The 26337-nt window shown below is 58.1% G+C and carries 22 protein-coding genes; 15 read left to right on the forward strand and 7 right to left on the reverse strand.

Annotation, left to right across the window (positions count from 1 at the left end):
* Window positions 1-210: 210 nt before the first annotated feature.
* A complete protein-coding gene (locus SB749_RS16910; protein ID WP_410711313.1) occupies window positions 211-1302 on the reverse strand; it encodes a LacI family DNA-binding transcriptional regulator in 1092 nt (363 codons plus the stop codon).
* Window positions 1303-1538: 236 nt separating this feature from the next.
* Between SB749_RS16910 and SB749_RS16915 the strand changes: the two genes are divergently transcribed.
* The 7 genes from SB749_RS16915 to SB749_RS16945 all read left to right on the forward strand — a co-directional run bounded on the left by SB749_RS16915 (window position 1539) and on the right by SB749_RS16945 (window position 9045).
* Window positions 1539-3137 (forward strand): ABC transporter substrate-binding protein, encoded by a 1599-nt coding sequence (locus SB749_RS16915; RefSeq protein ID WP_410711314.1) that lies wholly within the window; start codon window positions 1539-1541, stop codon window positions 3135-3137.
* On the forward strand, window positions 3134-4078 hold the full coding sequence (locus SB749_RS16920) for an ABC transporter permease (RefSeq protein ID WP_410711315.1): 945 nt from the start codon (window positions 3134-3136) through the stop codon (window positions 4076-4078). Before SB749_RS16915 ends, SB749_RS16920 begins: the two co-directional genes overlap by 4 nt.
* Window position 4079: 1 nt before the next feature.
* Window positions 4080-4961 carry an ABC transporter permease gene (locus SB749_RS16925; RefSeq protein WP_410711316.1) on the forward strand — a complete coding sequence of 294 codons (882 nt, stop codon included), beginning with the start codon at window positions 4080-4082 and terminating at the stop codon, window positions 4959-4961.
* A gap of 42 nt (window positions 4962-5003) precedes the next feature.
* Window positions 5004-5810 carry a creatininase family protein gene (locus tag SB749_RS16930; protein WP_410711317.1) on the forward strand — a complete coding sequence of 269 codons (807 nt, stop codon included), beginning with the start codon at window positions 5004-5006 and terminating at the stop codon, window positions 5808-5810.
* Window positions 5811-5822: 12 nt separating this feature from the next.
* Window positions 5823-6620, forward strand: coding sequence for a carbon-nitrogen hydrolase family protein (locus tag SB749_RS16935; protein WP_410711318.1), 798 nt, complete (start codon window positions 5823-5825; stop codon window positions 6618-6620).
* Window positions 6613-8301 (forward strand): ABC transporter ATP-binding protein, encoded by a 1689-nt coding sequence (locus tag SB749_RS16940; protein WP_410711319.1) that lies wholly within the window; start codon window positions 6613-6615, stop codon window positions 8299-8301. Before SB749_RS16935 ends, SB749_RS16940 begins: the two co-directional genes overlap by 8 nt.
* A gap of 72 nt (window positions 8302-8373) precedes the next feature.
* Window positions 8374-9045 (forward strand): GntR family transcriptional regulator, encoded by a 672-nt coding sequence (locus SB749_RS16945; RefSeq protein ID WP_410711320.1) that lies wholly within the window; start codon window positions 8374-8376, stop codon window positions 9043-9045.
* 64 nt (window positions 9046-9109) lie between these two features.
* On the opposite strand, the gene SB749_RS16950 is transcribed toward SB749_RS16945, so the two are convergent.
* Window positions 9110-9886: an IclR family transcriptional regulator gene (locus tag SB749_RS16950; protein WP_410711321.1), complete on the reverse strand. Its 777-nt coding sequence runs from the start codon at window positions 9884-9886 to the stop codon at window positions 9110-9112.
* A gap of 76 nt (window positions 9887-9962) precedes the next feature.
* Between SB749_RS16950 and SB749_RS16955 the strand changes: the two genes are divergently transcribed.
* The 4 genes from SB749_RS16955 to SB749_RS16970 are packed head-to-tail and all read left to right on the forward strand — an operon-like array spanning window position 9963 to window position 14049.
* Window positions 9963-10943 (forward strand): 2-dehydro-3-deoxygalactonokinase, encoded by a 981-nt coding sequence (locus SB749_RS16955; protein ID WP_410711322.1) that lies wholly within the window; start codon window positions 9963-9965, stop codon window positions 10941-10943.
* Window positions 10936-11550, forward strand: a complete 615-nt coding sequence (locus SB749_RS16960) for a 2-dehydro-3-deoxy-6-phosphogalactonate aldolase (RefSeq protein WP_410711323.1) — start codon at window positions 10936-10938, stop codon at window positions 11548-11550. The genes SB749_RS16955 and SB749_RS16960 overlap by 8 nt, the downstream gene beginning before the upstream one ends.
* A 35-nt stretch (window positions 11551-11585) precedes the next feature.
* Window positions 11586-12734 (forward strand): galactonate dehydratase, encoded by a 1149-nt coding sequence (gene dgoD, locus SB749_RS16965; RefSeq protein WP_410711324.1) that lies wholly within the window; start codon window positions 11586-11588, stop codon window positions 12732-12734.
* Window positions 12735-12744: 10 nt separating this feature from the next.
* Window positions 12745-14049, forward strand: a complete 1305-nt coding sequence (locus SB749_RS16970) for an MFS transporter (RefSeq protein ID WP_410711325.1) — start codon at window positions 12745-12747, stop codon at window positions 14047-14049.
* Between the two features lie 552 nt (window positions 14050-14601).
* On the opposite strand, the gene drt3b is transcribed toward SB749_RS16970, so the two are convergent.
* The 5 genes from drt3b to SB749_RS16995 form a co-directional block, all read right to left on the reverse strand.
* Window positions 14602-16650 carry an antiviral reverse transcriptase Drt3b gene (gene drt3b, locus SB749_RS16975; RefSeq protein ID WP_410711326.1) on the reverse strand — a complete coding sequence of 683 codons (2049 nt, stop codon included), beginning with the start codon at window positions 16648-16650 and terminating at the stop codon, window positions 14602-14604.
* Complete coding sequence (gene drt3a / locus SB749_RS16980) at window positions 16647-18026, reverse strand: antiviral reverse transcriptase Drt3a (RefSeq protein ID WP_410711327.1); 1380 nt, start codon at window positions 18024-18026, stop codon at window positions 16647-16649. The genes drt3b and drt3a overlap by 4 nt, the downstream gene beginning before the upstream one ends.
* Window positions 18027-18526: 500 nt before the next feature.
* Window positions 18527-20245: a DNA/RNA helicase domain-containing protein gene (locus tag SB749_RS16985; RefSeq protein ID WP_410711328.1), complete on the reverse strand. Its 1719-nt coding sequence runs from the start codon at window positions 20243-20245 to the stop codon at window positions 18527-18529.
* Window positions 20232-20549 carry a nucleotide pyrophosphohydrolase gene (locus tag SB749_RS16990; RefSeq protein ID WP_410711329.1) on the reverse strand — a complete coding sequence of 106 codons (318 nt, stop codon included), beginning with the start codon at window positions 20547-20549 and terminating at the stop codon, window positions 20232-20234. Before SB749_RS16990 ends, SB749_RS16985 begins: the two co-directional genes overlap by 14 nt.
* A gap of 175 nt (window positions 20550-20724) precedes the next feature.
* Window positions 20725-21699: a quinone oxidoreductase family protein gene (locus tag SB749_RS16995; protein ID WP_410711330.1), complete on the reverse strand. Its 975-nt coding sequence runs from the start codon at window positions 21697-21699 to the stop codon at window positions 20725-20727.
* Between the two features lie 44 nt (window positions 21700-21743).
* Between SB749_RS16995 and argC the strand changes: the two genes are divergently transcribed.
* The 4 genes from argC to SB749_RS17015 are packed head-to-tail and all read left to right on the forward strand — an operon-like array spanning window position 21744 to window position 26330.
* Window positions 21744-22853, forward strand: coding sequence for an N-acetyl-gamma-glutamyl-phosphate reductase (gene argC / locus SB749_RS17000; protein ID WP_410711331.1), 1110 nt, complete (start codon window positions 21744-21746; stop codon window positions 22851-22853).
* The gene (gene argJ, locus SB749_RS17005; protein ID WP_410711332.1) at window positions 22850-24028 is read left to right on the forward strand and encodes a bifunctional glutamate N-acetyltransferase/amino-acid acetyltransferase ArgJ; all 1179 of its coding nucleotides are present in this window, start codon (window positions 22850-22852) and stop codon (window positions 24026-24028) included. Before argC ends, argJ begins: the two co-directional genes overlap by 4 nt.
* A complete protein-coding gene (argB, locus tag SB749_RS17010; RefSeq protein ID WP_410711333.1) occupies window positions 24025-25053 on the forward strand; it encodes an acetylglutamate kinase in 1029 nt (342 codons plus the stop codon). The genes argJ and argB overlap by 4 nt, the downstream gene beginning before the upstream one ends.
* Complete coding sequence (locus SB749_RS17015; protein WP_410711334.1) at window positions 25050-26330, forward strand: acetylornithine transaminase; 1281 nt, start codon at window positions 25050-25052, stop codon at window positions 26328-26330. Before argB ends, SB749_RS17015 begins: the two co-directional genes overlap by 4 nt.
* Window positions 26331-26337: the final 7 nt, after the last annotated feature.

The raw sequence follows: 26337 nt of genomic DNA on the forward strand, positions 1-26337 counted from the left end.
CCTATTTGGCGGTGGTGCTGCTTGCCGGTCCCTCTGAGGGCGTAATCAGTTGAGACGACAAGTAGGCAAGTCTGAGCAGATTCGACGATATTGCGGACTTTCGAAGGTGCTCTGTTATAGAGATCAAAGCAGATCGTCGCGCGTATTGCAACGTTGCAATAGTGAAGCCACGAAGACTGGAGACAATGAGCAGAAGCTCGGTCGGGGTGGTTAGGGCCGGTCGCCCACTGTTGACTCGCGGATCATCAAGCGGTGTGGAGCTACGCGCCCTGCAGGAGCTTCGGTCGAGCCCAGGATGCGTTGATGTACCGCCTCGACAGCGAACTGTGCGATCGCATTCATATCGGGGGCAATTGTTGTGAGTCTCGGTGCCGAGTATCCGCCTTCCGGGGTGTTGTCCCATCCCGTGACAGCAATGTCGTTTGGCACCTGCACGCCGGCTTCCCTGAACGCTCGGAGCAGGCCGATAGCCAGTAGATCGTTGGCGCAGACCACCGCATCGATCGGCGTCGTCTTTCGCAGTAGAAGGATCTGCTGTGCGCGGGCGAATCCCTCTTCACGCGAGTAGTCGCGCTCCGCGCTGACCATTTGGGTGGAATCGGACTGTGGGGCAGCGCCGATGATGAGATCCGGGTCTTCGTCGATCTCGGCTGCTGCGAGGGCTCGACGGTAGCCTTCGAGGCGGAGATCGCCGGTGCCGAGGGTGCCTTCAGTGAGGTATCCGAGGAATGCGATTCGGCGATGACCGAGTGAGATGAGGTGTTCGGTGGCTTCACGGGTCGATTCGACGTTGTCCGCGGTGACATGGTCGATTCGAGGGTCGAGTGTGTGCTCTCCGAGCAAGACGAGCGGTGTTTTGTCACGGGCGGTCAGAATCGATTCGACCGGCAGGGTCAGGGGGCTGAAGATGATGCCGTCCGCGTGGCTGTTCTTATACCCTTGCGCTACCTGTTCTTCCTTCTCCGGCAGTCCGCGAGTTTCGTCTATCAGCACGGTGTAGTCATACGACTTGGCCGCTTCGACAACGGCGTGTGCCAGGCTGGCGAAGTAAGGGTGATCGATGTATGGAATTGCGAGCGTGATGAGGTTGCTGCGCCCTGTCCGCAACTGCCGCGCCGCAGTCTGAGGTTTATACCCCAGCTCGGCTATCGCGGCTTCAACTTTGGCTTTGGTCTCAGGCCTCAGATAGCGATGCCCATTGATGACGTTAGAAACTGTTCGCCAGGACACTCCGGCCAGCGCAGCAACGTCTTTGATGCTGGGGCGGGCTTTGGACTTTTTAGTCCCAGGTCCGTCTGTCATACAACCACTACTCCGTGTCCGCTTTCCAGATCTTCATAGTTTCACAGAGCCAGACTTTCGGAAAACCACGTGTCAGAGTCAATGCGGTGTGAACGTCTGGCCCGCGGGAATGTGCTCTGACTGGGCTGATGTGATGTCGCCAGAACAAAAGATCTCAGAGGAGTCTTGTTTCGCTAAGAATGCTCCATGTATACTCGACGTATTCGCAGTGCAACGACGCATACGACGGAGTCTCAATGACCAGAGAATTCCTTACAAGAAGAAGCGTGCTCACCGCAGCGGGAACAGCGGGTATGGGATTTGCCCTTGCCGGTTGCGGCGCAGTCGCCAACTATCCAGACTCGTGGAACGACATCTCCACCGGAAACGGTGAGCCAAATCGAGGCGGAGTCCTCCACTACGGCCTATCAACGGAACCGGTGAACTTCGAGCCGCACGTAAGCTCGGGCGCGGCTTCCGATGTGATTCGGCAGATGCTCTATAACGGACTGCTCCAATACGACCCTGATGGAGAGATCGTTCCGGATCTCGCTCTTGAACATGGCTGGGCAGGGGACACCGCATATCGAGTGAAGATCCGGACGGATGTCCGATTTCACGATGGATCGAAGATGACGGCGAGCGACGTGGTCTTCTCCATGCGTAGAATCATCGATCCTGATACCTCGTCAACTGCCGCACCGTTGTTTCGCTCCGTTGAACGAGTAGATGCATCGAGCTCGGACACGATCGTCTTCACTCTCAGAGAACCTGACAGGGCGTTCCCGTTCGCATTAGCTGACCCCTGCGCCAACGTGATCTCCAAACAATGGATCGAATCGGGCGCAGATCCACTCCTGGAGGTGATGGGGACAGGTCCCTTTACCTTTGTCGAGAGGGTTCCTGGCGTGAGCATCGTCATTGAACGATTCGACGACTACTTCGTCCCCGAGTTGCCTTATCTCAACGCTATCGAGTTCACGCCGATGGAAGACGACTACGCGCGAGTGACTGCACTGCGCACCGCGACTGTAGACATGATCGACTACATCCCCTCGACTCACGTCGATGTGATAGAGAACAATTCACAGCTCGAGGTCTATTCGGATAGCGTCTTCGGCTTTGGAGTTCTCGGGTTCGTCACGTCAAGGCCACCGTTCGACGACAAACGAGTGCGGCAGGCAGTCGCATGCAGTATTGATCGTGACGCTGCGCTAGAAACCGCTTTCTTAGGGCACGGTCGACCGATCACCGGTGGCCTTGTTCCTGACGAAGTTGCACCATATGCCTCACAGCTCGAAGGCGCGGTCGAATACGACCCTGAACGTGCTTCACACCTCCTTCGAAAGGCTGGTCGAGATGACCTCGATCTGAGCATCATCACTACAAGCAGCTACTCAGTCATTTCGAGGCCGGCTGAAGCGATGCTGCCATCTCTCCAAGAATCTGTGGTCAACCCTCGGCTGACTCGCCAAGAATGGCTCTCCTTCCAAGAGACGGTGGAAGCGAAGAAGTATCCGAGTTTCGCCTGGGGAACCTCGCTGAAATTCGGGCATCCCGCTGCATTGAGCGAGGTTGTAGCTTCAGGCAGCCGGTGGGCGAAGTTCATGGACTTCAATGACAAGCGCACCGACGACCTACTTGCTGAAGCAAGGCGTTCCAAGAACACGAGCCTCTCCAATGAACTCTTCATGGAGGTCGAGAAACGAGTGCTCGATGAGATGCCTCTGACGTATACGCTCCGTCGGATCCAGGGCGAAGCTTCCCACAAATACGTGCGTGGCTTCTCTCATCCGCCCAAGGGGGCATGGACACAGGTCAGCTTGCGTGGAGTTTGGCTGGAGGAAGAGCGATGACCAATTTCGTAGTCAGAAGAATCGGGCTCGCCGTAATCCAGCTCGTGATCGTCGCGACGATCGTGTTCCTGCTCATTCGACTGATTCCGGGTGACGCGGCTCGGGCTGTGCTCGGTGAGAACGCCACAGATGATCAAGTAGCGGCCATGCGGTCGACCATGGGCCTGGACGAAGCGTTCCCTATTCAGTTCCTCAACTACTGGAAGAATCTTCTGACAGGTGATTTAGGAGTGTCGCTGATCAGCGGTCGGCCCGTTGCCCCAGACCTGATCGTTCGATTCGGCAACTCACTTGAAATCATTGTCCTCGCGATTCTTGTTTCCATCATTGTCGGAGTGGTTCTCGGCCGGATTGCGGCCATTCGCAATGACCGTGCACTAGATCACATCATCACCGGCGGATCGGTTCTCGGCATATCGCTGCCGGTATTCGTCACCGGTACGTTGTTGCTGCTTGTGTTCTCGGTGTGGCTGCCGATTCTGCCCCCTCAGAGATATGTGGGCTTTTTCGCGGACCCAGTTGGTCACCTCCAGCTCATCATCCTTCCTGTCGTTGCGCTCGCAGCGACGTCGACGGCGGTGATTATGCGCATGACTCGATCGGCGATGCTGGAGACCCTCAGCGCGGACTTTGTACGCACAGTCAGAGCGAAAGGCGTGATCGAACGAAAAGTCATCACCAATCACGCCTTGAGAAATGCGCTGGTGCCTGTCGTGTCGATCACCAGCGTCGAGTTGGCAACGCTTATCGGGTCGACGGTTCTCATCGAAACCATATTTGGTTGGCCAGGGATGAGCTCCATGCTCATGCAGGCGGTGACCGACCGCGACTATCCGGTCATACAAGCTGTCGTACTCAGCGCATCGGTCTTCGTCATCGTGGTCAACCTGGTCGCTGACATTGTCATTCGTCTTCTCGATCCGAGAACGGAGAGCTTCTGAAATGGCCGATAATCTCGCCCTCGCCTCAACAGAGTTTGTGGAGAAGACCGGCCCGGTCTCCCGCGGAATCGTCCGCCGGCTCATTAAGAACCCCCGCACATGCATCAGCGGAGTCTTCTTCATCCTCGTCGTGCTCGTCGTTCTCCTCGGGCCTTTGATCTATCCGATCACCTATCGGGAGCAGGTCGGCATTCCTCTGTCTCAGGACGGCCTGCTCGGCACTGACGACTTCGGACGAGACGTTCTCGCGCGGTTGATTATCGCAACGCGCACATCAATGCTTGTCGCCGTCGGAGCGGTCGTCATCGCCCTGGTGGCGGGGGTCGGACTGGGTCTGTTGGCAGGATTCCTCGGTGGATGGACGTCGACGATCATTATGAGAGGGTCGGACATTCTTCTCAGCTTTCCGGCCGTCATCTTGGCGATCGCAGCTGTCGCCATCCTCGGTCCGGATCTCATCAACGTTGTCATCGTCATCGGCGTTCTCTATGTTCCCCGATTCACTCGGGTCGTCTATGCGCAATCCGTAGCGATCAGATCCGCGCAGTACGTCGACGCGGAACGCGTCAACGGCACGACGACTGCAAGCATCATCACCCGGACGGTCCTGCCGAACGTGATGTCAACCGTGATTGTCCAAGCGAGTTTGAGCCTCAGCTTCGCAATTCAGGTCGAAGCGGGACTGAGCTTCCTTGGATTGGGGGCTCAACCGCCTCTCGCTTCCTTGGGCACGATGATTGCTTCCGGCCGAGACTTCCTCGAAGTACAGCCCACGATGCTGATCTATCCATCATTGCTGCTCATCGCAATCGTCCTCGCAGTCAATGTTCTTGGTGACGGGCTCAGGGACGTTCTCGATCCTCGGCGCGCTTTCGCTCGCTGACCTTCAAGACTCACTCACGATAACCAATTGAAAGGAACTCATATGATTGACAACTCCAAGAGCTTGGGCCGCTTGAGCTGGACCGAGGTCGCAGAAGCTGCAGATCGCAATCCAGTCGTACTAGTACCGATTGGAGCCATCGAACAGCATGGGCCGCATCTTCCGGTACACGAAGACTCCATAGTTGCAGAATGGGCCGCCTACAAGATTGCGGAGCTCACTGATGGTCAAGTCGACACCTTAGTGGCGCCGGCCTTGCATTACGGCCATTCACCGACGTTTCGCGGGTTCGCGGGAAATCTTTCCCTTAGCGCCGAGACGCTGAAAGCGGTAGTCCGAGACATCATCGAATCGCTTGTGCAGTCGGGTTTCAAACGAATCGTTCTCGTCGATAACAACGGTGGAAACGTCGGCCCAGTTTCGGGGGCGGCAGTTGATTGTCGGAGGGACCTTGGTGTACTCATCGGTCACGTCTACCCATGGCAATTGGGCTACGGCTTGATGCGAGACGTCTACGACGATGCAGCTGCGGTCTATGGGCACGGTGCTGAGCCTGAGCTGTCCGCGATGCTTGCGATATTCCCCGAGCAGGTCGACATGTCGAAGGCGGAATCCGGCGGTTTGAACAGCGAGTCGGGTTGGACACCGTTGAGCTATGCCGACGCGAAGATCGGAGACTATACCGTACCGGGCACTGTCTACTGGGACTTCTCTGAAGTCAGTAAGAACGGAGTCACCGGAGATGTCAGCGTTGCCGACAAGGCTACCGGAGCTGAATGGATTCGCAGAGTGATGGGCTTCTGTGCCGAGTACGTCCGGGAATATGACCGTAATACGGCGACGAACTGAAGGAGATATGACATGAAGGTCGCAATTTCACAATTTGCAGCCAGTCCCACGATTGCTGAGAACACCGCGCATATTGTCGCCGATGCTCACCGCGCAGCGGCCGAAGGAGCGACGCTCCTGGTCTGCCCCGAGGCGGCGATGATCCGGCTTCCAGACAAACACGAATCATTGGTTGGACGAGTCGAAGATCCAGACGGAAGTTTCGGAAGCGCGCTGGCGAAAGCGTCATCGGAGACCGGAGTGACAATCGTCGCTGGTGCGTTTACTCCAGGAGATGAGACGAAGGTGAAGAACACACTCTTCGTAGCGTCCGGGGGTGAAATCGTCGCCACTTACGACAAGATCCATCTTTATGACGCCTTCTCCGACAGGGAGTCGGACAAGGTGATCGCCGGCCCTGCCGAACCGGTCACTATCGATGTCGACGGTGTGCGGATCGGATTGGCAACCTGCTATGACCTGCGTTTTCCTGAGATTTTCCGAGTTCTGGCAGATAAGGGAAGTCTACTGGTGACGGTTCCCACTGCATGGGTGAAAGGTGCTCTCAAAGAAGAACATTGGCTGACCCTGCTGAGAGCGAGAGCCATTGAGAACAGCTTCTTCATCGTCGGAAGTGGGGAATCCGGAGAACGATCGATTGGTCGTTCCGCCGCTTTCGACCCCATGGGCCTGCAATTGACGGACCTGGGTACGGGGAACTCGTTCGGGACGGTGGACATCGATATTGATCTCGTCTCCCGTACTCGGTCGCTCAATCCTGGGTTGCACAATCGCAGGTTCGAAGTGATTCCACGGAGACAACATGCCTGAGGAAAACGATCGTCTGGAACGTGAAACTCTGCTGAAGGTGGACGACCTCTCGGTCAGCTTCGAAATGTCGGGTAAGGGTGCGGCTGCAGTCGATAACGTGTCTTATACCGTTAATCGCGGTGAGGTACTCGCAATTGTCGGCGAATCCGGTTCCGGCAAGTCCGTGTCGTCGATGGCTATTCTCGGTCTGCTTCCTCCCAATGCTCGGGTGCACGGCAGGATAGAATTCAACGGGCTGAACCTTCTCGAACTCAGTTCCGACCAACTGCGACAATTGCGGGGCCAGAAGATCGCGATGATCTTTCAGGAACCGATGACCGCGCTGGACCCGGTGTACACGATCGGCGAACAGATCGTCGAGGCTATTCGCGCTCACAGTCGAATGAGCAAGAACGACGCGCAACGCCGAGCGCTCGAACTTCTTCATCTGGTGCAGCTTCCCGAACCCGAACGTCGGATCCACCACTATCCTCACCAATTATCCGGTGGTCAGTTGCAACGAATAGTCATTGCTATGGCAGTCAGTTGCGATCCGGATCTACTCATCGCGGACGAGCCGACAACTGCGCTTGATGTCACTGTGCAGGCCGAAATCCTTGAACTGCTCCGAGATCTCGGCGCAAGGTTGAACGCATCGGTTCTGTTCATTACCCACGATATGGGTGTGGTCGCCGACCTCGCGGATCGCGTCATTGTCATGCGCGAGGGACGAATTGTGGAGGAGGCGTTGGTGGGGGATCTCTTTGGTGCTCCGAAAGCGGAATACACTCAGAACCTCCTCAACTCAGTACCTCACCTAGGAAAGACTCAACACAAGGCATCTGCAGACGTAAGCAGCTCCGCAGAAGCGTCCCCAGAATCGAGTGTGTTGCGTTTCGACAAAGTCGAGATCACCTACCCTGGCAGAGCGGGAGCCGAAGACTTCAAAGCTGTCGAGGATGTCTCGATCGATGTGATGCAAGGTGAAGTCGTCGGATTGGTCGGTGAATCAGGCTCCGGAAAGTCCACACTCGGCCGTTGTGCCATGGGGTTGCTGAAGCCAAGTTCCGGGAGCGTGTCGGTGTGCGGAACTGATATCACCTCATTGTCCTCACGGAAGCTCAGGCCAAAACGACGTGAGTTCAGCATGGTCTTCCAAGATCCTGCTTCGTCGCTGAACCCGAGACAGACTCTTGGAGAAATCGTCGCGAAACCGTTGAAGCTACACATGCAAATGAGCTCAGTGGAGGTTCGTCGACGGGTGGAGGAAATGCTTGAAAGAGTCCGGGTTCCCAGCTCATGGGTGGAACGGTACCCACACGAGCTGTCGGGCGGGCAACGCCAACGCATCGGCATCGCCCGGGCTCTCATCCTCTCGCCACGTCTGCTCATTGCGGACGAGCCGACTTCAGCACTCGATGTTTCGGTACAGGCGACGGTTCTCGATCTCTTCAAAGAACTGCAGAATGAACTCGGGTTCTCGTGTCTGTTCATCACTCATGATCTTGGCGTGGTGGAAGAACTCGCCGACCGCATCGCGGTACTCAGAGCCGGTCGTCTGGTTGAATTCGGAAGGGCGTCAGATGTCCTTAACCGTTCCGAGCACGAGTACACCCGTCGACTCGTGCTGTCTGCGCCGGTACCGGACCCTGCAGCGCAGAAGAAGAGGAGGCAAGCGTTTGCTGAGGTGAACTCGCGATAACAGCGAGTTCAATCTAGGGCTTAGAATCTATCAAGACTAGCTGCGAGATGATGGGAATGAAGGGAGAACCAGGTGGAGGCAAAGAGGCCGCTGGCGCGTTCGCTTGCATTCGACTGGGTTCGAAATGCCATTGTTTCGGGTGTGTACCACGGTCATGATTACATCGAGGAATCGACAGTATGCGAAGCTGTCGGTGTTTCTCGGACTCCGGTGCGAGAGGCTTTCAATCAACTCGCGGCAGAGAAGTACATCACTCTTACCCCTCGCCATGGAGCACAGGTCAGAGGCATCGGGGCCCAAGAGCTTCTCGAGGTCTATGAAGTGCGCCGACTGATCGAGGGGCGAAGTATTGAATTACTTTGCGAGACTAAGATTTCGGTGACTGACGAGGCCCTATCCGCGTTGGAAGACCGGTTGCGAACTACTGCTGCCCAACATGAGTCGCCTCTCGACCCAGAACTGCGAGTAGCTGCTTCTCAGACAGATTGGATGTTCCACTATTCAATCGTCAGCGCTGCAGGAAACTCGGTTCTGTCTGAGACTTATGAGTTTCTCAGATCGAGGCAGCAACGAGTGAGTATCGAGACCGGGATGCGATTTCCAGACCTCATAAGGAAGTACGACGAGCACCACGTCGCAATGATAGATGCGTGGCGCAGTTTCGACGAAGGTGAGTTCAAACGGATTCTCTCTGAACATCTTCGACCGGCTGAGCGTATCCTCGCCTCGTTGGATGAAGGCTGATCGACCGAGTTCGAGAGCCGGGTGTGTAACGCGCATTACAGCTGGGACTCTGTTTAACGATCATCTAGCCCTGCCGATACCCCAACTTCACCGAAATCTCCCGCGCCGAAGCCTTCATCACCGGTACCAACGCCTGCATCCGGTCCTTCGGCATGAACGGACGAGTCGCTGACAGCGAAATGCCGGCGACGATTTCCCCGCTGCCGTCCCTGATTGGTGCAGCCACGCACCGGATGCCTGGTTCATTCTCCTCCAGGTCGAATGTAGCCCCATCGCGCGTGTAGCCGTTCATCCGTTTGACGAATGACTCCACAGCCGACGAATCTGCCTCAGGGTTCTCCGCAGTAAACAGCCTCTCCCACCGATCCTCCTGTCCCAGCAGCAATGCCTTCCCGACGCCGGTCCGAGTCAAGGGCATCCGGTGGCCGATGCGCGATCGCATCTCCGCCCCACGCGTGCCCGGAATCTTGTGCAGGTAGAGCACCGACTCCCCATCTTCGACCGAGAGATGAATGGTGTCCTGCGTCCGTTCGGCCAGAGCCTCGAGATTCTCCCTGGCGACCACCGGCAGTGGGTCCTGGTTGAGCGCGGTGAAGCCAAACTCGATGAGAGTTGGCCCGAGCCGAAACTCCCCAGGCGACCCATGGCGCAGATAACCCATCTGCACCAACAGCTGAATCATGCGGTGCGCACTCGACCTGCCGAGATTCGTAGTGTCGACCACGGCCTTCAACGTCGTCGAGCCATGCGCCACCGCGCTGATGATCTGCAGTCCTCTTGCCAGGGTCTGTGTGCCCTGGGGGATGGGTTCACTCGAACGTCTGTCAAGGTTCTCGGTCATTCCACCAGTATGTCATCGATCCCACATATAGGGACACGGGTGGCACATGATGAACACAGTGACCATAGTGACTTCTATGGCAAAACTGGCACCACCCGAGGCCCCGCAGATGATCGGCCTCGACTGGGGTACTAGCTCATTGCGAGCGTTCCTCATGGGCAACGGCGGACAGATCCTCGCCGAACGCAACGGACCGGACGGAATCATGGCTGTAGGCGCGGACTCCGCCGACCCGCGCGCCGACTTCTCCCGCATCGCGCAATCCACTATCGGTGACTGGCTCACAGAATTCGGCCAACCTCCGGTCCTGGCCAGCGGCATGATCGGTTCAACCCAAGGAATCGCCGAGGCGGGCTATCTCGATCTGCCGACCGATCTGGGAGATCTCGGCAAGCACCTCACGACAGTTGAACTCGACACCTTCGACCTCCGCATCGTTCCCGGCCTGCAGAAGACCGCGAGCGAGACTAACGCCCCCGACGTCATCCGCGGTGAAGAGACCCAGCTGCTCGGACTGCTCACTCCCGAACTCACAGAACAGCGCACGGTGGTCCTTCCCGGTACCCACACGAAATGGGTGACCTGTGAAGGAACTCGCGTCACCGACTTCTCCACCTCGATGAGCGGCGAAATCTTCGGCCTGCTGAGCACCTCGTCGATCCTCGCCCGATTGGCCGAACCCACCGAAGACTTCCACCTCGAAGCCTTCAACTGGGGAGTAAGCATCGGAGCCGATGACCCCGCTGTCCTCACCTCGTCGCTCTTCTCCGCCCGCACCTGGGCCCTCGACGGTCGCCTGCTCGGCGATGAGGTCAACGACTACCTGTCAGGAATGCTCATCGGGGCCGAGGTGGCCAGCCAGCTGACACTGAACACCGAATCTTCCGCACCGGTCATCATCTGCGGATCGACAAGCCTCACCCAACGCTACTCACGCGCACTCAACCGACTGGGTCGGGAAACTGTCGTCGCGGATCCACGCGCGGCCGCCACCGGACTCTTCCGCATCGCTGAACACTCCGGCATCGTGCCGACTAAGGAGAACGCCCATGCCTGACTCTGTTCCCGCCGGCCTCATCGCCATCCTCCGCGGGGTTCATTCTGAAGAAATCCTCGATATCGCCGAAGGCATCGTCGACGCCGGCTTCTCCGCCATTGAGGTGCCACTCAACTCGCCCGACCCGCTGGTCTCGATCGAAAAACTGGTCGAGAGATTCGGACACGAGGTGGAAGTCGGCGCCGGCACGGTGCTCACCGCCGACCAGGTCAACGAGTGCCAACAGGCCGGGGCCCGCATCATCGTCGCCCCCGACACCGACCGCGACGTCATCACAACCGCACTCGAGCTTGGGCTCACCCCATACCCAGGTGCAGCGACCCCGACCGAAGCTTTCGCCGCAGTCAAAGCCGGCGCCACCAACGTCAAGCTCTTCCCATCCTCGGCGGTGGGGATCAGCGGAATGAAAGCCTGGCGCGAAGTTCTTCCCAGCGGCACCGAACTCTTCCCTGTCGGGGGAGTCGGAGCCGACAACGCGGCCGAATGGCGAAAGGCAGGTGCTGCCGGCCTCGGCCTCGGCTCCTCCCTTTATCGCCGAGGCGACCGCCCCGACGACGTGCGCACCCGGGCCCAGGCGATCGCCTCGGCGTGGGCTCAATCCTTCTGACATCAACGACGACCACCGAACGAAAGGCAAGAACAATGAAGATCACGTCGATGACGACGTACACCGTGCCGCCGAGGTGGCTCTTCCTCAAGATCGAAACCGACGAGGGGATCGTCGGTTGGGGTGAGCCGATCATCGAGGGCAAGGCCGCCACCGTCGCTGCCGCCGTCGATGAGCTCTCCGACCTGCTCATCGGCAAGGATCCTGCGAACATCGAGGACCTGTGGACGATCATGTACCGCGGTGGCTTCTACCGTGGCGGGCCGATTCTCATGAGCGCGATCTCCGGCATCGATCAGGCGCTGTGGGACATCAAAGGCAAGGCGCTCAATCAGCCGGTTCATCAGCTGCTCGGTGGGAAAGTTCGCGACCGCATCCGCACGTACTCCTGGATCGGCGGTGACCGTCCCAGCGATACGGCGGCAGCTGCCCTGGAGACGAAGAACCGCGGCTTCACAGCGGTGAAGATGAACGCCACCGAGGAGCTGCAGTTCATCGACTCCTACACCAAGGTCGATCAGGTCCTCGAGAACGTGCAAGCGGTCCGAGACGCCACGGGTGCTGACTTCGGCATCGGCATCGACTTCCATGGACGAGTCCATAAGCCGATGGCCAAGGTTCTCATCAAAGAGCTCGAAGCGTACCGGCTTCTCTTCATTGAAGAGCCTGTGTTGTCCGAGCACTTCGGTTCACTGCGTGAAGTCATGGCGAACACGCCAACGCCGATCGCTCTGGGGGAGCGGCTGTTCTCTCGGTGGGACTTCCGTGAAGTCATCGCTTCCGGTGCCGTGGACATCATCCAGCCTGATGTCTCCCACGCTGGTGGCATCACCGAGACGCGGAAGATCGCCATGATGGCCGAAGCCTACGACGTGGCACTCGCATTGCATTGCCCTCTGGGTCCTATCGCGCTTGCCGCATGCCTCCAGGTCGACGCCGGCAGCTACAACGCTTTCATCCAGGAGCAGAGCCTGGGTATCCACTACAACACGAGCAACGATCTGCTCGACTACGTCACCGATGCGTCGGTCTTCGACTACGACGACGGCATGATCACGATACCGACCGGGCCCGGTCTGGGCGTCGAGGTCAACGAGGAGTACGTCATCGAGCGCTCGGCTGAGGGCCACCGGTGGCGCAACCCGATCTGGCGTCATGCCGACGGCTCCTTCGCGGAATGGTGAGGAGAGACCAATGACGAAGCTCGATAGCCTCACAGTCACCAAGCCGACCCGAATCCGCTACATCATCGCGGTTCTCCTTTTCATCACCGTCGTCATCAACTACATGGACCGGGCAAACCTGTCCATCGCGATGCCGGCGCTCTCTCAGGAATTCGATCTCACCACGGGGCAACAGGGGCTGCTGCTCTCGGCGTTCGGTTGGACCTACGCTGCGATCCAGCTGCCTGGTGGATGGCTCGTCGATCGAGTCCGACCGCGAGTGCTCTATGCGTCGTGCCTCGTGCTGTGGTCGCTCGCAACTCTATTCATGGGAATGTCTGGCGGCTTCATCGCGCTCATCATCCTCCGGCTCATGGTCGGCGGCTTTGAAGCACCCGCGTACCCGATCAACAACAAAGTCGCGACCGCATGGTTCCCGGAGCGTGAGCGTGGTCGAGTCATCGCCTTCTACACGTCCGGTCAGTTCATTGGCTTAGCGCTGCTCACTCCGATGCTCTCCTGGCTGCAGACGGTGCTCACCTGGCACTGGGTGTTCATCCTCACCGGTGTCGTCGGCATCATCTGGGCCGCGATCTGGTGGTTCGTCTACCGGGAGCCGCGTGACAAGGCCGGCGTCAATCAGGCCGAGATCGACCTCATCGCCTCAGGCGGGGGACTCGTCGATGTCGAGAGCGGGGTGAAGAAGGAGGCAAAGCCGAAGCTCAAATGGTCCGACGTCAAGGTCGTACTGACTCGTCGGAGACTGTGGGGCATCTACCTCGGCCAGTTCTGTCTGACCTCGACCTTGTGGTTCTTCCTTACTTGGTTCCCGACCTACCTCGTCGACTACCGAGGAATGGACTACATCGAGTCGGGCTTCATGGCCTCGTTGCCATTTATCGCCGCCCTAGTTGGGGTGCTTCTTTCCGGAACGGTTTCGGACCTCATGGTTAAGAAGGGCCTGTCTCTGGGTATGGCACGGAAGTTGCCGATCATCATCGGGATGGCAATGACCGTGTTCATGCTCGGTGCGAACTACACGGATTCGTCAGCTTGGGTCATCATGTTCATGTCGATTGCGTTCTTCGGCAACGGTTTCGCGTCGATCACTTGGTCACTGGTGTCTGCGTTGGCACCAGAACGACTGCTGGGCCTGACCGGAGGAATGTTCAACTTCATCGGCAACCTCTCGTCAATCGCGACACCGATCGTCATCGGCTTCCTCGTCACCGACATCGACTTCGCTCCTGCGTTCGTCTACATGGCTGCAGTCACGATCGTCGGCGTGCTGTCGTACGTGTTCCTCGTCGGCACGGTAAAGCGGGTGTCGGAATAGGACCAGCTCATGTCTACGTGGAGGGACACAGCTTCAAGACGCTTTTGGAGCAGTTTCGAGGACGCCCAACGAGGCCAACTATCCTACTTTATAAAGGGGCGATACGGGCGTCTCATGACTAGTAATGTGCACCTAGTCTGCTTGCTCGGTCACGAGACAAAAGATCGAGAATCAACTTATCCGCCGACGAGCAGAATCCTCAACAGGACGGGCTGAGGCTCTCATTTCGCAGACGAGACGACTCATATGCCTACAGATACGAGGCACCCGGGGAGGGTCCGAGTGTACCCATTCCAACCGATCACGAGATCGCAAGGTGGAAATAACTGTGGGCAGAGAAGTCGGGCTTCAACGCCATCACAAAGTGAGTTAAGGCGAAACCGTAAGATCACACGAAGGCATCTTGCCAGCTAACCAAGCCACTAAGCGAGAAACTCCTACGATACGCGCATCGACCAGGCAAAAGCCTGGTCGACACTTGGAGCTTCGAGACGCCCGGCTCCCTGCGCCAGTGTGTGAGTCTTAAAGACTATTGCGTCGTGGCTGCATCGACTAGTATACCATTTGGGCAATTTTGAGTTGCAGGCGCTGATGGTAGTCATCGCTAGCGTTCCAAGCGAACAGCGATGGCTGCAGTTTGCTCTTCATCAGAGCCTTCACCTTTCCCCCCGAAAGACCAGTGGCTTCCTTCACTTCCGTCTCAGACAGCCCTGGCATTGCAGCCAGGCTCATTCGCAGAATGACCCTGGCTGCATTGAACTTACGGTCTGATGCTCCTAGATCAACAAGTGCTCTTGCTCGTTTAAGCAAGCTTGTCTTGAGTGGGCTACGTTCAGTCCTCTCGCCATACCTCCGCAAGAATGTGAGTACTCCGAACGCGTCTAGCTCATCAGGTTCAACGCCCCTTCGGCTCAGAATCTCTAAGAGTTGGCTTTCGGCGACGTTCGGGTTCAGGTAGATCAAACAGTCAGCAAGCAGTAAAGTATGCACACCAAACTCAGCTTCATCTCGGACAGCAGTCAACTGGGCCTCTATTTCCCGCAACGCCTTGTCCTTAAATGATTGAATCTGAAGGGGACCGAGGTGATTGTCTTCCAATTCCTTCAAGGCACCGACTATGAGTCGAGTGACCTTAATGCTATGAGAGACTGACTGCGCTCCCGCGTATATAAACATAGCTGTGTCCAGGTTTGAAACGAGGTAGCTGACCAACGCAGTTTGAGCGGAAGCGAGCTTCTTCGCGTCGCCTTCTGCGCGGACTAAGTCCATGTACTTCCGATACTTCTTGGTTGTCGCAGACACTCTCCTTCCAACCTCGTATAAGTACGAGTTAGCAATGTCTCCGGGCTCGAGCTCTGTGTTAATCAACGTGGCTTTATAGTCGAGAATCGCCTTACTGCTCGAGAAATAAAGATTTGCATTCGGATTTTCGGCTTCAAGATTGATGGTGCAATCTGTGCGACGCTCGAGGCTCTCTCGAATTCTGAGTTTTGCGACGGAGACATGCGAGTGGAGAGGAGTGTCAAATTCTCGCTGTTTGTGATCATTGAGGTGCAACCGAAACTCGCTCAACTGGCTCGCCAGCAGTTCCTCGACTCGCTGGCTATTCTTAGCATCCGAGAGGAAAATGAAATAGTCGTCAACGTAACGCATTATCTCGTAATCACGGCCAGCCCTCATGCCTTCTTTAGCCAGCAGCAGCCGCTCGACCCGTACGTCAACTTCCTGCAGGATGATCTCTGCAAAAATACGCGAGAACTCCGGACCAATGATGATCCCACTGGTTTCCGCGTAATTCAAATACTGCATGTATCGGTCAAACTTGGCGCCAAAAGTTGCATCGACTCTGCCCTCGCTGTGGAATTCTTTGCTCGCCCGAACGCCATTCGTGACCCACGAAACAGTATGTGTATAGATGCTGTCGAAGCATTTAGACACGTCAGCTCGCACCAGTCTTGGATATTTTCGTTCACACGCCCGAAACTCAGGAGATGAGTAAAAACGGTTAATGTTGTTGTAGCGTCGGTACGAGAAGAACGAGGTGACATGCTCGTATTCCAGGTCGTATTGTTCAAATCCGTATGCCTCATTGTCCCTACGATGAGCGAACTCAGTGTCTCTCTTGGTGTAGAGGCGAGCGACTCTCTGCGGGTAACGAATCGAGAAGCTACTTCTATTTGTGTAATAAAGGATTGAGTCGCGGTACTTGCTAATGAAATACGCCATCGCAAGCATCGACTGCGGGTGGGGCAAAGCTAAATTGCGGTTCTTTCCGTTATTTCGCTTGGCACGATATTTGTATGGATGACGTAGGTCATACGCGGCTCCCTTTTGTGATTTTAAGTCGAAGAAAATATAGCCACCCTGGCATGCTCCTCCTCCGAATGACATGCCGTCGAACACGAGCTCAAGCCAGTACTTTTCGGCCTTCCCGAATCGGTTCTTGGAAACTCTGAACTTATGCTCGTCGAGCCAGGCGAATTTGATCTTGCGTAAAAATGCATACAACATAGACGTGTTGAAAGGGAGTGGCACTTCATAGGGTAGCATTTCTGAGGTTAGAGCCCTAAGTGGATCGCGCCTTACCGTTTCATGCTTCATAAGAACCCTTTCCAAATCTGAATAACTCGTTGTGCTTTTCGCTGACTGAATCTATAGAAAGGTTTCTGAGTGAACATCTCCTGAAACGAAATGGCTTTAATTTTCTTTCTCAGATGCTCAGACATCTTGTTCGAATGATCCCTCCTGAATTTCTCCAGCGCGGCGTCAAGTTCTGTTAACTCCGTCGCATCAGTGTCCAAGGCGCTGTTCGAGAAGAAGAGTCCAATTGCCACATTATCTTTCGAGTTCAACAGTTTGGTATTGCCAGCCAGATAGCGCAACCGATCCATCAACAGGCCATCGTGGCCGTGATTGGGACGTGCTGCGTCGGGCGAGGAACTCAGCCACGACTGAAAGGTCAATTCCAAGCGCTTCATTCTGCGCTGATGGCGGCTTTCAGTAAGGCCAGTCGTCAGCTTCCCACGGGTTCGGGTGAACCTGTATCCCAGATACTGCAACGCGCTACCCGCCGGATAGTCGCCGTTCTCGTCAGTAACGATTGCAACAGTCTTCGCAAGATTCTGTGTCAAGGAGAGTTTGCGAAATTGCATCTCGATTTCGGCCTTTACAATATCCAGCGCTGCCTCATCCGTTAAGACGAGGACCATGTCGTCGACGTATCGTGCGTAGAACAGCACGCCGGGGATGGCCTTCATGACGCGGTCAAACTCATGAAGATAGAAATCAGCGAGATGGGAACTCATGCCTACACCTTGTGGAATTCCCGTACGTGTGCCGTTGATTTTTGCAAATTCATCGAGTAGCTGAGATACAAGAGCCAAGCTCACTGTGTCGAGTCGCTTCAAAGAGCCAAGTCGTGCTAGCAGCTTATCGTGCGGAATTGATCCGAAAAACGACGTGATGTCAATCCGATAGATGGCATGCGAGTACTTCTTTCCAAGGGCCTCCTTGAGCGAACGCACTATTCCATTGCGGCTCTGCATCTCGGCGGCACGGAGACCTCGAATGACGGCAGCTGCTTGCTTTGCAGGGAAGGCAACTTCCAACGTGTCTCTGATTCGATAGGTCTGCCGATCTCCGAGCTTTACTGCTTGAGTGAGACCAAAGGTGAAACTGCCGTCCCATAAGGCCTGTTCGAACTGGATTAACGCTTCATGTAGCGCGTCTTCAAGAGCTTCGTCGCGGTATTGGCGCAACTTTTTGCGATCCGAATGGAATCGGTCGCGGGCAAGAAGCCTGGCGGGGCTGTCTAGGCTGAGGGAGGTCACCTCATTTTTGTATTGGTCTCGTCTGAGCCGAAGGGCAACAACAGCGTCTTTTACTGCCGGTACGGAACGTGTTAGGTTCTCACCACGGCGTGACTCTCGTTCCGCAAGGGCCTTGAAACTCCGAACTGAATAAGGTGTAATTGCCATTGGACTGCACAGCCTCCCTCTAAAGCATGCGAGAGAGCACGCTCCACTAATTGTACTTTCGCAATTTCCGAATTTTCCGGTGGCACTTCTCCTACAGCTCCATGTAGCAGTTGCATGTTGTGTCAATACATCGAAGAGAGTCGTCACCAAACATAGTCGATTTGCTCAACTGTATATTGCGCACTAGTTGAGTGTTTCACGACTCTCATCGGTCACAAGCCGTCCATCGCCTTGTCATGCCACGAGTCCTTGACGCTTGTAGCTCGTTAGAACCTCATCGGCGAAACGGAATGCCCGGCACTGCCCGAGTCGTCCTTCCGAGGCAAGCATCAGATGGAGTTTTACTTTCACTGCCGCGTAAGCACAGCCGGAGCGGGCTAGACAACTATTCCTAAGCTCTTGAGCATTGAAGAGCCAGAAGCGAAAGTGTTTCGTAACCAACGTGTCTCAGATCCTATAGGTTGCGGGACTCGGACACTCAGTTGAGTTGATCGGTGCCCTCAAAACAATTCTTGGAGTCGGTCTCGTAGAGCGGTGTCGCAGACGTACAGATATGTGCCCCGAATTCCTCGCGTGAGTAACACGCTATAAATATTCTTCACGTACTCGAGTAGATCTTCGTCAGTGTATTTGATTCCGAGCTTGGGGTTGTTCTCGCGTCCCTTCTTGTCGTGATAGTTAGAGCGGTCGAAGAAGAGTTTGCCTGCGACGGGATCGTATCGGAGGTCGTTGCCGATTATGACCCCGACATAATTGAGGTCGTACCCCTGAACGGTGTGGATCGAACCGACCTCGTTCACCGATTTTGGAGATTTGATCCAATCAGTAGTGGTTGTGTTCCAGCGCATATGTTGGCCATCAAGTTCGATGTCGTACGCGGTTTTGTCATTCTTGCTCTTCCACGGCCATGCATAGCCAGCTACCAGACGAGACAGCCCGTGCTCCGCTTCGCGTTTCTGAAGTTCCCGTCGCATTTCGCCTAGATCGGTGAACATCCGCAGGTCGTAGTCTCCGAAGTCTTCGCGTGATGCCGGTGGGGTGTCGCTGAGTATGTCACGGATGTATCTGACATAGTCTTTGTCGGCAGAGATCCGCATCTGCGTTTGTAGGCGGTAGAAGCGGCTGGCTGCTCTGGCTCGGGAGGCGAGCTCCCGAGTCATGGTCGCTGGCAGATCAGCAGGTCGAACGGTTTGACCGACATCGAGCATGAGGATCGAGTGGTGGCTCTGCTTCTGAATCCAATCTAGCTGCGTCTTCTGCGGATCGTCCCAGCCGAACAGTTTCTCGTTGATCTCAATGAACTTCTTGTTGAGTGGTCCCGAGGCCTGATTCGCTCGCTGGTTGAGCCTGTGTGCCTCGTCTACAACAAGGAGATCGAATCGGTCTGAGCTCTCGCCGACTTGGAACGGCGTTAACACCATGCCTCTACTCAAACCGGGCGTCTGTTTGAACACCTTAGCGATCGAGTCGCGCAACGACTGTTGAGGGACGACGATGGCGAATCGCAGAGATTCGAGCAACTCTGCATGTCCAGGGGTGAAGTAGTCGCTGAAGATGGAATCTATGTCGAGAGGCTCCTCCGAATCATGCCGCCGGATGTCCTCGAGCAGTTTGAGCAGATAGATGGCCACCACCGTTTTGCCCGTACCGGGGTTGCCCTCGACCACTACAGTATTGTCGACGCCGCTTTCGAGGTCATCGAAGAAGCCTTCGAGTATGTCATTCACCGCGGCAGCCTGGTCATGTTTCAGCGCTTTGAATGGCGAAAGCTTGAAGAGGTCGCTGTTGACGATCTGCGGAATGGTGCGTTTGAAGAGTTCTTCTTGAGTTCGCAACTCTTCGAAGATCTGTCGGAACGTCTTGTTGTAGTTGTCCCGGTCGTAGTAGTCGGCATCGGTGATTCCGGCGTTGAGGTTGAGGACTTGTCGACTCGCGTCGCCGTGGAACATTCGAATGAGAAACGACTCTAGATCTAAACAGGCAGACTTATTAAACGTGTCGTCGAGAACAACTCTGACCGATTTAAGGTTCCGCTTAGAGTCAGACTCGAGGTGCTGCTTCATCCGGCCCTCTACGTTGAGGGACTCGCCGACATAGACCTCTTCTGTATTGTTCATGACATACACGACGGGCCAATTACTGTGACGAGGGTCGACGGATCCCCACGCTTTGACCTTGTCGGCGTCGAAGGGGAAGCGTTCGACTTTAAAGCTGGTCATATTTCACGCTCGTGCCTCGAGCCTTTTCCACCGGATACTTCTCGCGAGTCTTGGCCAGCTTGTCCAAAATGATGGTGTCGGGATCCAGGTCCAGCTTGTCCGCGAGCAACATGCAATAGGTCAGCACATCAGCCAACTCGTCCTTTGCGGACTCGAGGTCGGCATCTCCCCATTGGAAACATTCGAGTAGTTCTCCCGCTTCGATGGAAACGCTCTTCGCGAGATTCTCGGGGGAGTGGAACTGCTGCCAATCGCGTTCTGCCATGAACTGTCGGATTGTGTCGCGAACAGAATCTTCGTACATGACTTCAAGGTATCAGCGACGTGCGACAAGTGGGCGAAGCCAAACGCAAATTGGATCTCATGTATCAACCAAGCGGGATTGGTGTGTGTTCAGCCATACGCCGTTATTCCGACAAATGGGGCCCGGAGTTCCTGTTCATTTTCAGCAACTCCGGGCCCAACCTCATGTAGCTGAGTCAGGCGGTCAGGACAACCTTGCCGGTAGTTTTACGGCCCTCGAGCGCTCGATGCGCATCAGCAGCTTCCGCCAACCCGAACGTCGCGCCGACGCGGAAGTTGAGCCAGCCGTGCTCGATGCCGTAGAAGAGCATCGCCGAACGCTTCGCCAGCTCCTCCGAGCTGCGGACGAACCATGCCAGCGACGGGCGGGACAGGAAGATTCCGCCCGAAGAATTCAAACGCTGAATGTCGAACGGCGGCACCTGACCTGACGCCCCGCCGAAGAGCACCATCGATCCCAATGGCTTGATCGACGCTAGCGACGCATCGAAGGTGTCCTTGCCGACACCGTCATAAGCGACATCAACGCCTTCGCCATCAGTGAGCTCCTTGACCTTCGCCGTAATGTCGACTCCCTCACCGTAGAGGAACACATCATCGGCGCCGGCTTTGCGTGAGAGCTCAGCCTTCTCCTCGGTGCTCACTGTCGAGATGACATTGCCACCCAAGTGCTTGATGATCTGGGTGAGGAGCAGGCCGACACCGCCGGCACCCGCGTGCACGAGTGCTGTCTGACCGGGCTTGATCTCATGCGAACTCGTCGCCAGGTACTGCGCGGTGAGGCCCTGCAGCGGCATCGCCGCAGCCACCTCGGCGGACACTACCTCCGGCACCCGCAGGAGGAAGTCGGCCTTCACGACGACCTGCGTTGCATACGACCCCGGGCCTTCGTGCCAAGCGACACGGTCACCAACCTGCCAGCTCTCAATGCCTTCGCCCACCTCGGCGATGTACCCCGTGCCCTCGACGCCGACGATATGCGGGTACTCCATCGGATACACGCCCGAACGACGATACGTATCGATGAAGTTCACGCCCGCCGCCTCGACATCGACGAGCACCTCACCGGCACCCGGCTTCGGGGTCGGAACCTCACCGAACTCGAGCACCTCGGGTCCACCAGCCTGCATCGCACGCACTGCCTGGGTCATCACGCCTCCTGCATATAAATTAATTGCCTGGTATGGTTATACATATGAACGATCTTACGGTTGCCGTCTCCGGTGCTACCGGATACGCCGGGGGAGAGGTCCTCCGGCTGCTGAGCACTCACCCTCACCTGAACGTCACGACGGTGTGCGGACATTCCACCGCGGGTGAGAAGCTCGGCCGACATCAACCCCATCTTGCCCGATATTCCGACTTCGTGGTCCAAGAGTCCACCGCCGAGGTGCTCGCCGGCCACGATGTCGTCGTCCTCGCGCTCCCGCACGGACAGTCCGGGCAGATCGCCGCCGAACTCGAACAGACGAGCCCGGACACTCTCATCGTCGACCTCGCCGCCGACCACCGCCTCATCAGCGCGGCCGCCTGGGAGAAGTTCTACGGCTCCGAGCACCAAGGCACCTGGACCTACGGACTGCCCGAACTCCTCACCGCCGACGGCACCAAGCAACGCGAGGCACTGAAGACCACGAAACGCATTGCCGTGCCCGGCTGCAACGTCACCGCCGTGACGCTCGGACTCGCACCGCTTATTCAGGCGGGGCTCGCCGCACCGACCGGGCTCAACGCCGTGCTCGCCAATGGCGTTTCCGGTGCAGGCAAGGCTCTCAAACCGCACCTCACCGCTGCTGAGATCCTCGGCAATGCCTCCCCATACGGCACCGGCGGCACGCACCGGCATGTGCCCGAGATCGAACAGAACCTCAACGGAGTCCTCGGCGCCGACGCCGCCGACGGACCCACTCGCATCTCCTTCACCCCCACGCTCGTGCCCATGGCCCGCGGTATCCTCGCCACCATCACCGCCGATGCCGGTGAAGCCGCACCGCGCACCGCTGAAGGACTCCTCGACGCCGCCGTGCTCAAGGACCAGCTGGCCGCGGCCTTCGCTCAGGCCTACGCTGACGAGCCCTTCGTCCGTGTTCTGCCCGAGGGCCAGTGGCCGCAGACCGCGGCGACCACCGGATCGAACATGGCCCATATCCAGTTCACCGTCGATGAACGCGCCGGCACAATCCTCGTCGTCGTGGCACTGGACAACCTGGTCCGCGGCACGGCTGGACAAGCCATCCAATCCATCCACCTGGCCCTCGGTCTCGACGAGACCACCGCCCTTCCCCTCGAAGGAGTCGCCCCATGAGCGTCACCGCACCACTCGGCTTCACCGCAGCCGGACTCACCGCCGGACTCAAACCCTCCGGCACCAAAGACCTCTCCCTGGTCATTAATAACGGCCCCGACACCGCCGTCGCCGCCGTCTACACCTCCAACCGCTGCAAGGCCAACCCCGTCCTGTGGTCCCAGAAAGCCTCGGCCGATGGGCAGGCCCGCGCCGTCGTGCTCAACTCCGGGGGAGCGAACTGCTACACCGGCGACTTCGGCTACGAAACAACCACACTGACCGCACAGACCACCGCCGAACTCCTTAGCGAGGCCGGAACAGACACCCCGGCCGAAGACGTCCTCGTCTGCTCGACCGGACTCATCGGCGTCGGCGGCCAGGACTTCCGTGACTCCATCGTGAACAACCTCGCCCCACTCGTCGCCGCCGCCGACACGAGTGTTGAAGCCGGACAGTCTGCTGCCGAAGCGATCATGACCACCGACACCGTCGCGAAGACCACCAGTCGTACCGGTTCCACCGGGTTCACCATCGGCGGCATGGCCAAAGGCGCGGGCATGCTCGCACCCGGTTTGGCGACCATGCTCGTCGTCATCACCACCGACGCGAAACTCGACCAGACCGTGCTCGACGACGCACTGCGCGCTTCGACGAGCCAGTCCTTCGATCGCCTCGACACCGACGGCTGCATGTCGACCAACGACACCGTCATCCTCATGTCCTCCGGCGCCCACGACGCCGCCGTCGACGCCGACGAGTTCACCACCCTGCTGCGCGAACTCTGCCTCGACCTCATGCACCAACTCCACGTTGACGCCGAGGGCGCCCACCACGACATCGCCATCACCACCCGCAGCGCCGCCAGCGAAGCTGACGCCGTCGAAGTCTCCCGCTCCGTGGCCAGGTCGGCCCTGTTCAAGGCTGCGATCTTCGGGGAGGACCCGAACTGGGGTCGCGTCGTCGCCCAGGTGGGAACCACCTCGGCGGATTTCGATCCCACCCAGATCGACGTCGCCATCAACGGCGTTCAGGTGTGCACGGCCTCCGGCCCCGACGAAGACCCTGCGAACGTGACATTCGACCGCACAGTTGATGTGTCTATCGACCTCCACGCCGGTGGCGACACTGCCACCGTGTGGACCTCGGACCTCACCCACGACTACGTCGAAGAGAACAGCGCCTACTCATCATGAACACCCCCGTCGACATGTCCACGAAATCCACGGCCGCCCGGCTCGCCGCCGCCCAGGTCAAGGCCGAAGCCCTGACCGAGGCGCTGCCCTGGATCAAGACCTTCGCCGGCGCCACGATCGTCATCAAATACGGCGGAAACGCCATGGTCTCCCCGGAGCTGCAGCAGTCCTTCGCCGATGACATCGCGTTCCTCCGCTTCGCCGGCATCCGCCCCGTCGTCGTCCACGGCGGCGGCCCCCAGATCTCCGCCATGCTGAAACGCTTGGGCATCGAATCCGAATTCAAAGCCGGACAGCGCGTGACCACCGAGGAAGCCGCCGAGGTCATCCGCATGGTGCTGTCCGGCCAGGTCAACCGCGACATCGTGTCCCGGATCAACCAGAACGGTGACGCCGCGATCGGCCTGTCCGGTGAAGACGCGGACCTCCTCCTCGCGCACAAAACCACCGCCGAGGTGGACGACGAGGTCATCGACCTCGGCCGAGTGGGCGAGATCGCCCAGGTCAACACCACCGTGCTCACCGAACTCCTCGACGCCGGACGGGTGCCCGTCATCTGCTCCATCGCCTCCGAGATCGGGGGAGAAGCTGGGAAGCCGCTCAACATCAATGCGGACCTGGCCGCCTCGGCGGTGGCGAAGGCGCTCAAGGCACACAAACTCATCATGCTCACCGATGTGCCGGGCCTCTACGCGAACTGGCCGGACACGTCCTCGCTCATCTCCCGCATCGACCCGGACAAGCTGCGCGAACTGCTGCCGAGCCTCGACTCGGGAATGATCCCAAAGATGACCGCGGCGCTCGAGGCGATCGAGCACGGGGTCAAGCAGGCCCACATCATTGACGGCCGGATGGCGCATTCCCTCCTCCTCGAGGTCTTCACCTCGGAGGGCATCGGCACCATGGTCGAGGACACCATCGTCGAACCCGCACCGCTGGGCGACGGGCACCAGGGGAATCTCGCCGAGGCGGCCCCGACGGATGGTTTGAACGCTAGCAACGACAGCTACGGAGGACGTTCATGAGTGATCAGACGGGTACGCAGGATTCGGCTGTGCAGGCTTGTGACCAGGCCCAGACGTGGCGGGACGATTTCTCCCGTGTCCTGTCCCCGGTGTTCGGGTCCCCGCAGCTCGACATCGTCCGCGGTGAAGGCTCCTACGTGTGGGATGCGGCGGGCAAGAAGTACCTCGACCTGCTCGCCGGCATCGCCGTGAACGCCCTCGGCCACTGTCACCCCGCATGGGTCAACGCCATCACCGAGCAGGCCTCGACACTCGGCCACATCTCGAACTTCTTCACCTCCCCGGCCCAGATCGGCTTGGCCGAGAAGCTCCACGAGGTCCTCGACCTGCCTGCCGGGTCGGCCGTGTTCTTCTCGAACTCGGGAGCCGAAGCCAACGAGGCGGCCTTCAAGATGGCCCGCCGCGCCGCCGGTGGGGGACGGCCCTTCATCATCGCCATCGACGGCGCATTCCACGGCCGGACCATGGGAGCGCTCGCCCTGACCGCGAAGGAAGCGTACCGCGCCCCCTTCGCACCCGGAGTCCCCGGAGTCGTCCACGTTCCTTACGGCGACGTCGAAGCACTCGAAGCGGCGATCAATGAGAACACCGCGGCTGTGTTCATCGAACCCGTCCAAGGAGAGGTCGGCGTGCGAACGCATCCGGCCGGCTACCTCACCGCGGTGCGAGAACTGACGGAGAAGGTCGGGGCGCTCATGGTCCTCGACGAGGTGCAGTCGGGCATCGGCCGCACCGGCTCGTGGTTCGCTCACCAGGATCCCGAGATCGGTGAGGGCGTCACTCCAGACATCATCACCTCGGCGAAGGGACTCGGCGGCGGAATGCCGATCGGTGCGACCATCACCGTCGGGGATGCGAACACGAAGCTGCTCGAAGCCGGTCAGCACGGCACGACCTTCGGCGGCAACCCTCTGTCGTGTGCTGCCGGACTCGCCGTGCTCGAGACCATCGAGAAGGACAACCTCCTCGACCACGTGTTCGAGGCCAGCGACTGGCTCAAGGGGCAGCTGGCAAAGGTCGACGGCATCGGAGAGATCACCGGCAAGGGACTGCTGCTCGGGCTCGAACTGACAGCCGGTGCCTCGGGTGACGGCGCGGCCGGGCAGTCCGACGGCCAGGTCCCGGACTCGAAGGCCGTGGCTGCTCGAGCGCTCGAGGCCGGGTTCATCATCAACCCCGTCGCCCCCGGACGCCTCCGCCTCGCCCCGCCGCTGACCATCACCACCGACGAGCTCACTCCGTTCATCGACGCCCTGCCCGGCCTCATCACCGGCTGAGCCCCAC

The organism is Brevibacterium sp. SIMBA_078 (assembly GCF_046534565.1).
Taxonomy (GTDB): domain Bacteria; phylum Actinomycetota; class Actinomycetes; order Actinomycetales; family Brevibacteriaceae; genus Brevibacterium.

Coding starts and splice junctions, on each gene's coding strand:
- SB749_RS16910 (WP_410711313.1), bottom strand. CDS start 1,302: ATGACAGACGGACCTGGGACTAAAAAGTCCAAAGCCCGCCCCAGCATC.
- SB749_RS16915 (WP_410711314.1), top strand. CDS start 1,539: ATGACCAGAGAATTCCTTACAAGAAGAAGCGTGCTCACCGCAGCGGGA.
- SB749_RS16920 (WP_410711315.1), top strand. CDS start 3,134: ATGACCAATTTCGTAGTCAGAAGAATCGGGCTCGCCGTAATCCAGCTC.
- SB749_RS16925 (WP_410711316.1), top strand. CDS start 4,080: ATGGCCGATAATCTCGCCCTCGCCTCAACAGAGTTTGTGGAGAAGACC.
- SB749_RS16930 (WP_410711317.1), top strand. CDS start 5,004: ATGATTGACAACTCCAAGAGCTTGGGCCGCTTGAGCTGGACCGAGGTC.
- SB749_RS16935 (WP_410711318.1), top strand. CDS start 5,823: ATGAAGGTCGCAATTTCACAATTTGCAGCCAGTCCCACGATTGCTGAG.
- SB749_RS16940 (WP_410711319.1), top strand. CDS start 6,613: ATGCCTGAGGAAAACGATCGTCTGGAACGTGAAACTCTGCTGAAGGTG.
- SB749_RS16950 (WP_410711321.1), bottom strand. CDS start 9,886: ATGACCGAGAACCTTGACAGACGTTCGAGTGAACCCATCCCCCAGGGC.
- SB749_RS16955 (WP_410711322.1), top strand. CDS start 9,963: ATGGCAAAACTGGCACCACCCGAGGCCCCGCAGATGATCGGCCTCGAC.
- SB749_RS16960 (WP_410711323.1), top strand. CDS start 10,936: ATGCCTGACTCTGTTCCCGCCGGCCTCATCGCCATCCTCCGCGGGGTT.
- dgoD (WP_410711324.1), top strand. CDS start 11,586: ATGAAGATCACGTCGATGACGACGTACACCGTGCCGCCGAGGTGGCTC.
- SB749_RS16970 (WP_410711325.1), top strand. CDS start 12,745: ATGACGAAGCTCGATAGCCTCACAGTCACCAAGCCGACCCGAATCCGC.
- drt3b (WP_410711326.1), bottom strand. CDS start 16,650: ATGAAGCATGAAACGGTAAGGCGCGATCCACTTAGGGCTCTAACCTCA.
- drt3a (WP_410711327.1), bottom strand. CDS start 18,026: ATGGCAATTACACCTTATTCAGTTCGGAGTTTCAAGGCCCTTGCGGAA.
- SB749_RS16985 (WP_410711328.1), bottom strand. CDS start 20,245: ATGACCAGCTTTAAAGTCGAACGCTTCCCCTTCGACGCCGACAAGGTC.
- SB749_RS16990 (WP_410711329.1), bottom strand. CDS start 20,549: ATGTACGAAGATTCTGTTCGCGACACAATCCGACAGTTCATGGCAGAA.
- SB749_RS16995 (WP_410711330.1), bottom strand. CDS start 21,699: ATGACCCAGGCAGTGCGTGCGATGCAGGCTGGTGGACCCGAGGTGCTC.
- argC (WP_410711331.1), top strand. CDS start 21,744: ATGAACGATCTTACGGTTGCCGTCTCCGGTGCTACCGGATACGCCGGG.
- argJ (WP_410711332.1), top strand. CDS start 22,850: ATGAGCGTCACCGCACCACTCGGCTTCACCGCAGCCGGACTCACCGCC.
- argB (WP_410711333.1), top strand. CDS start 24,025: ATGAACACCCCCGTCGACATGTCCACGAAATCCACGGCCGCCCGGCTC.
- SB749_RS17015 (WP_410711334.1), top strand. CDS start 25,050: ATGAGTGATCAGACGGGTACGCAGGATTCGGCTGTGCAGGCTTGTGAC.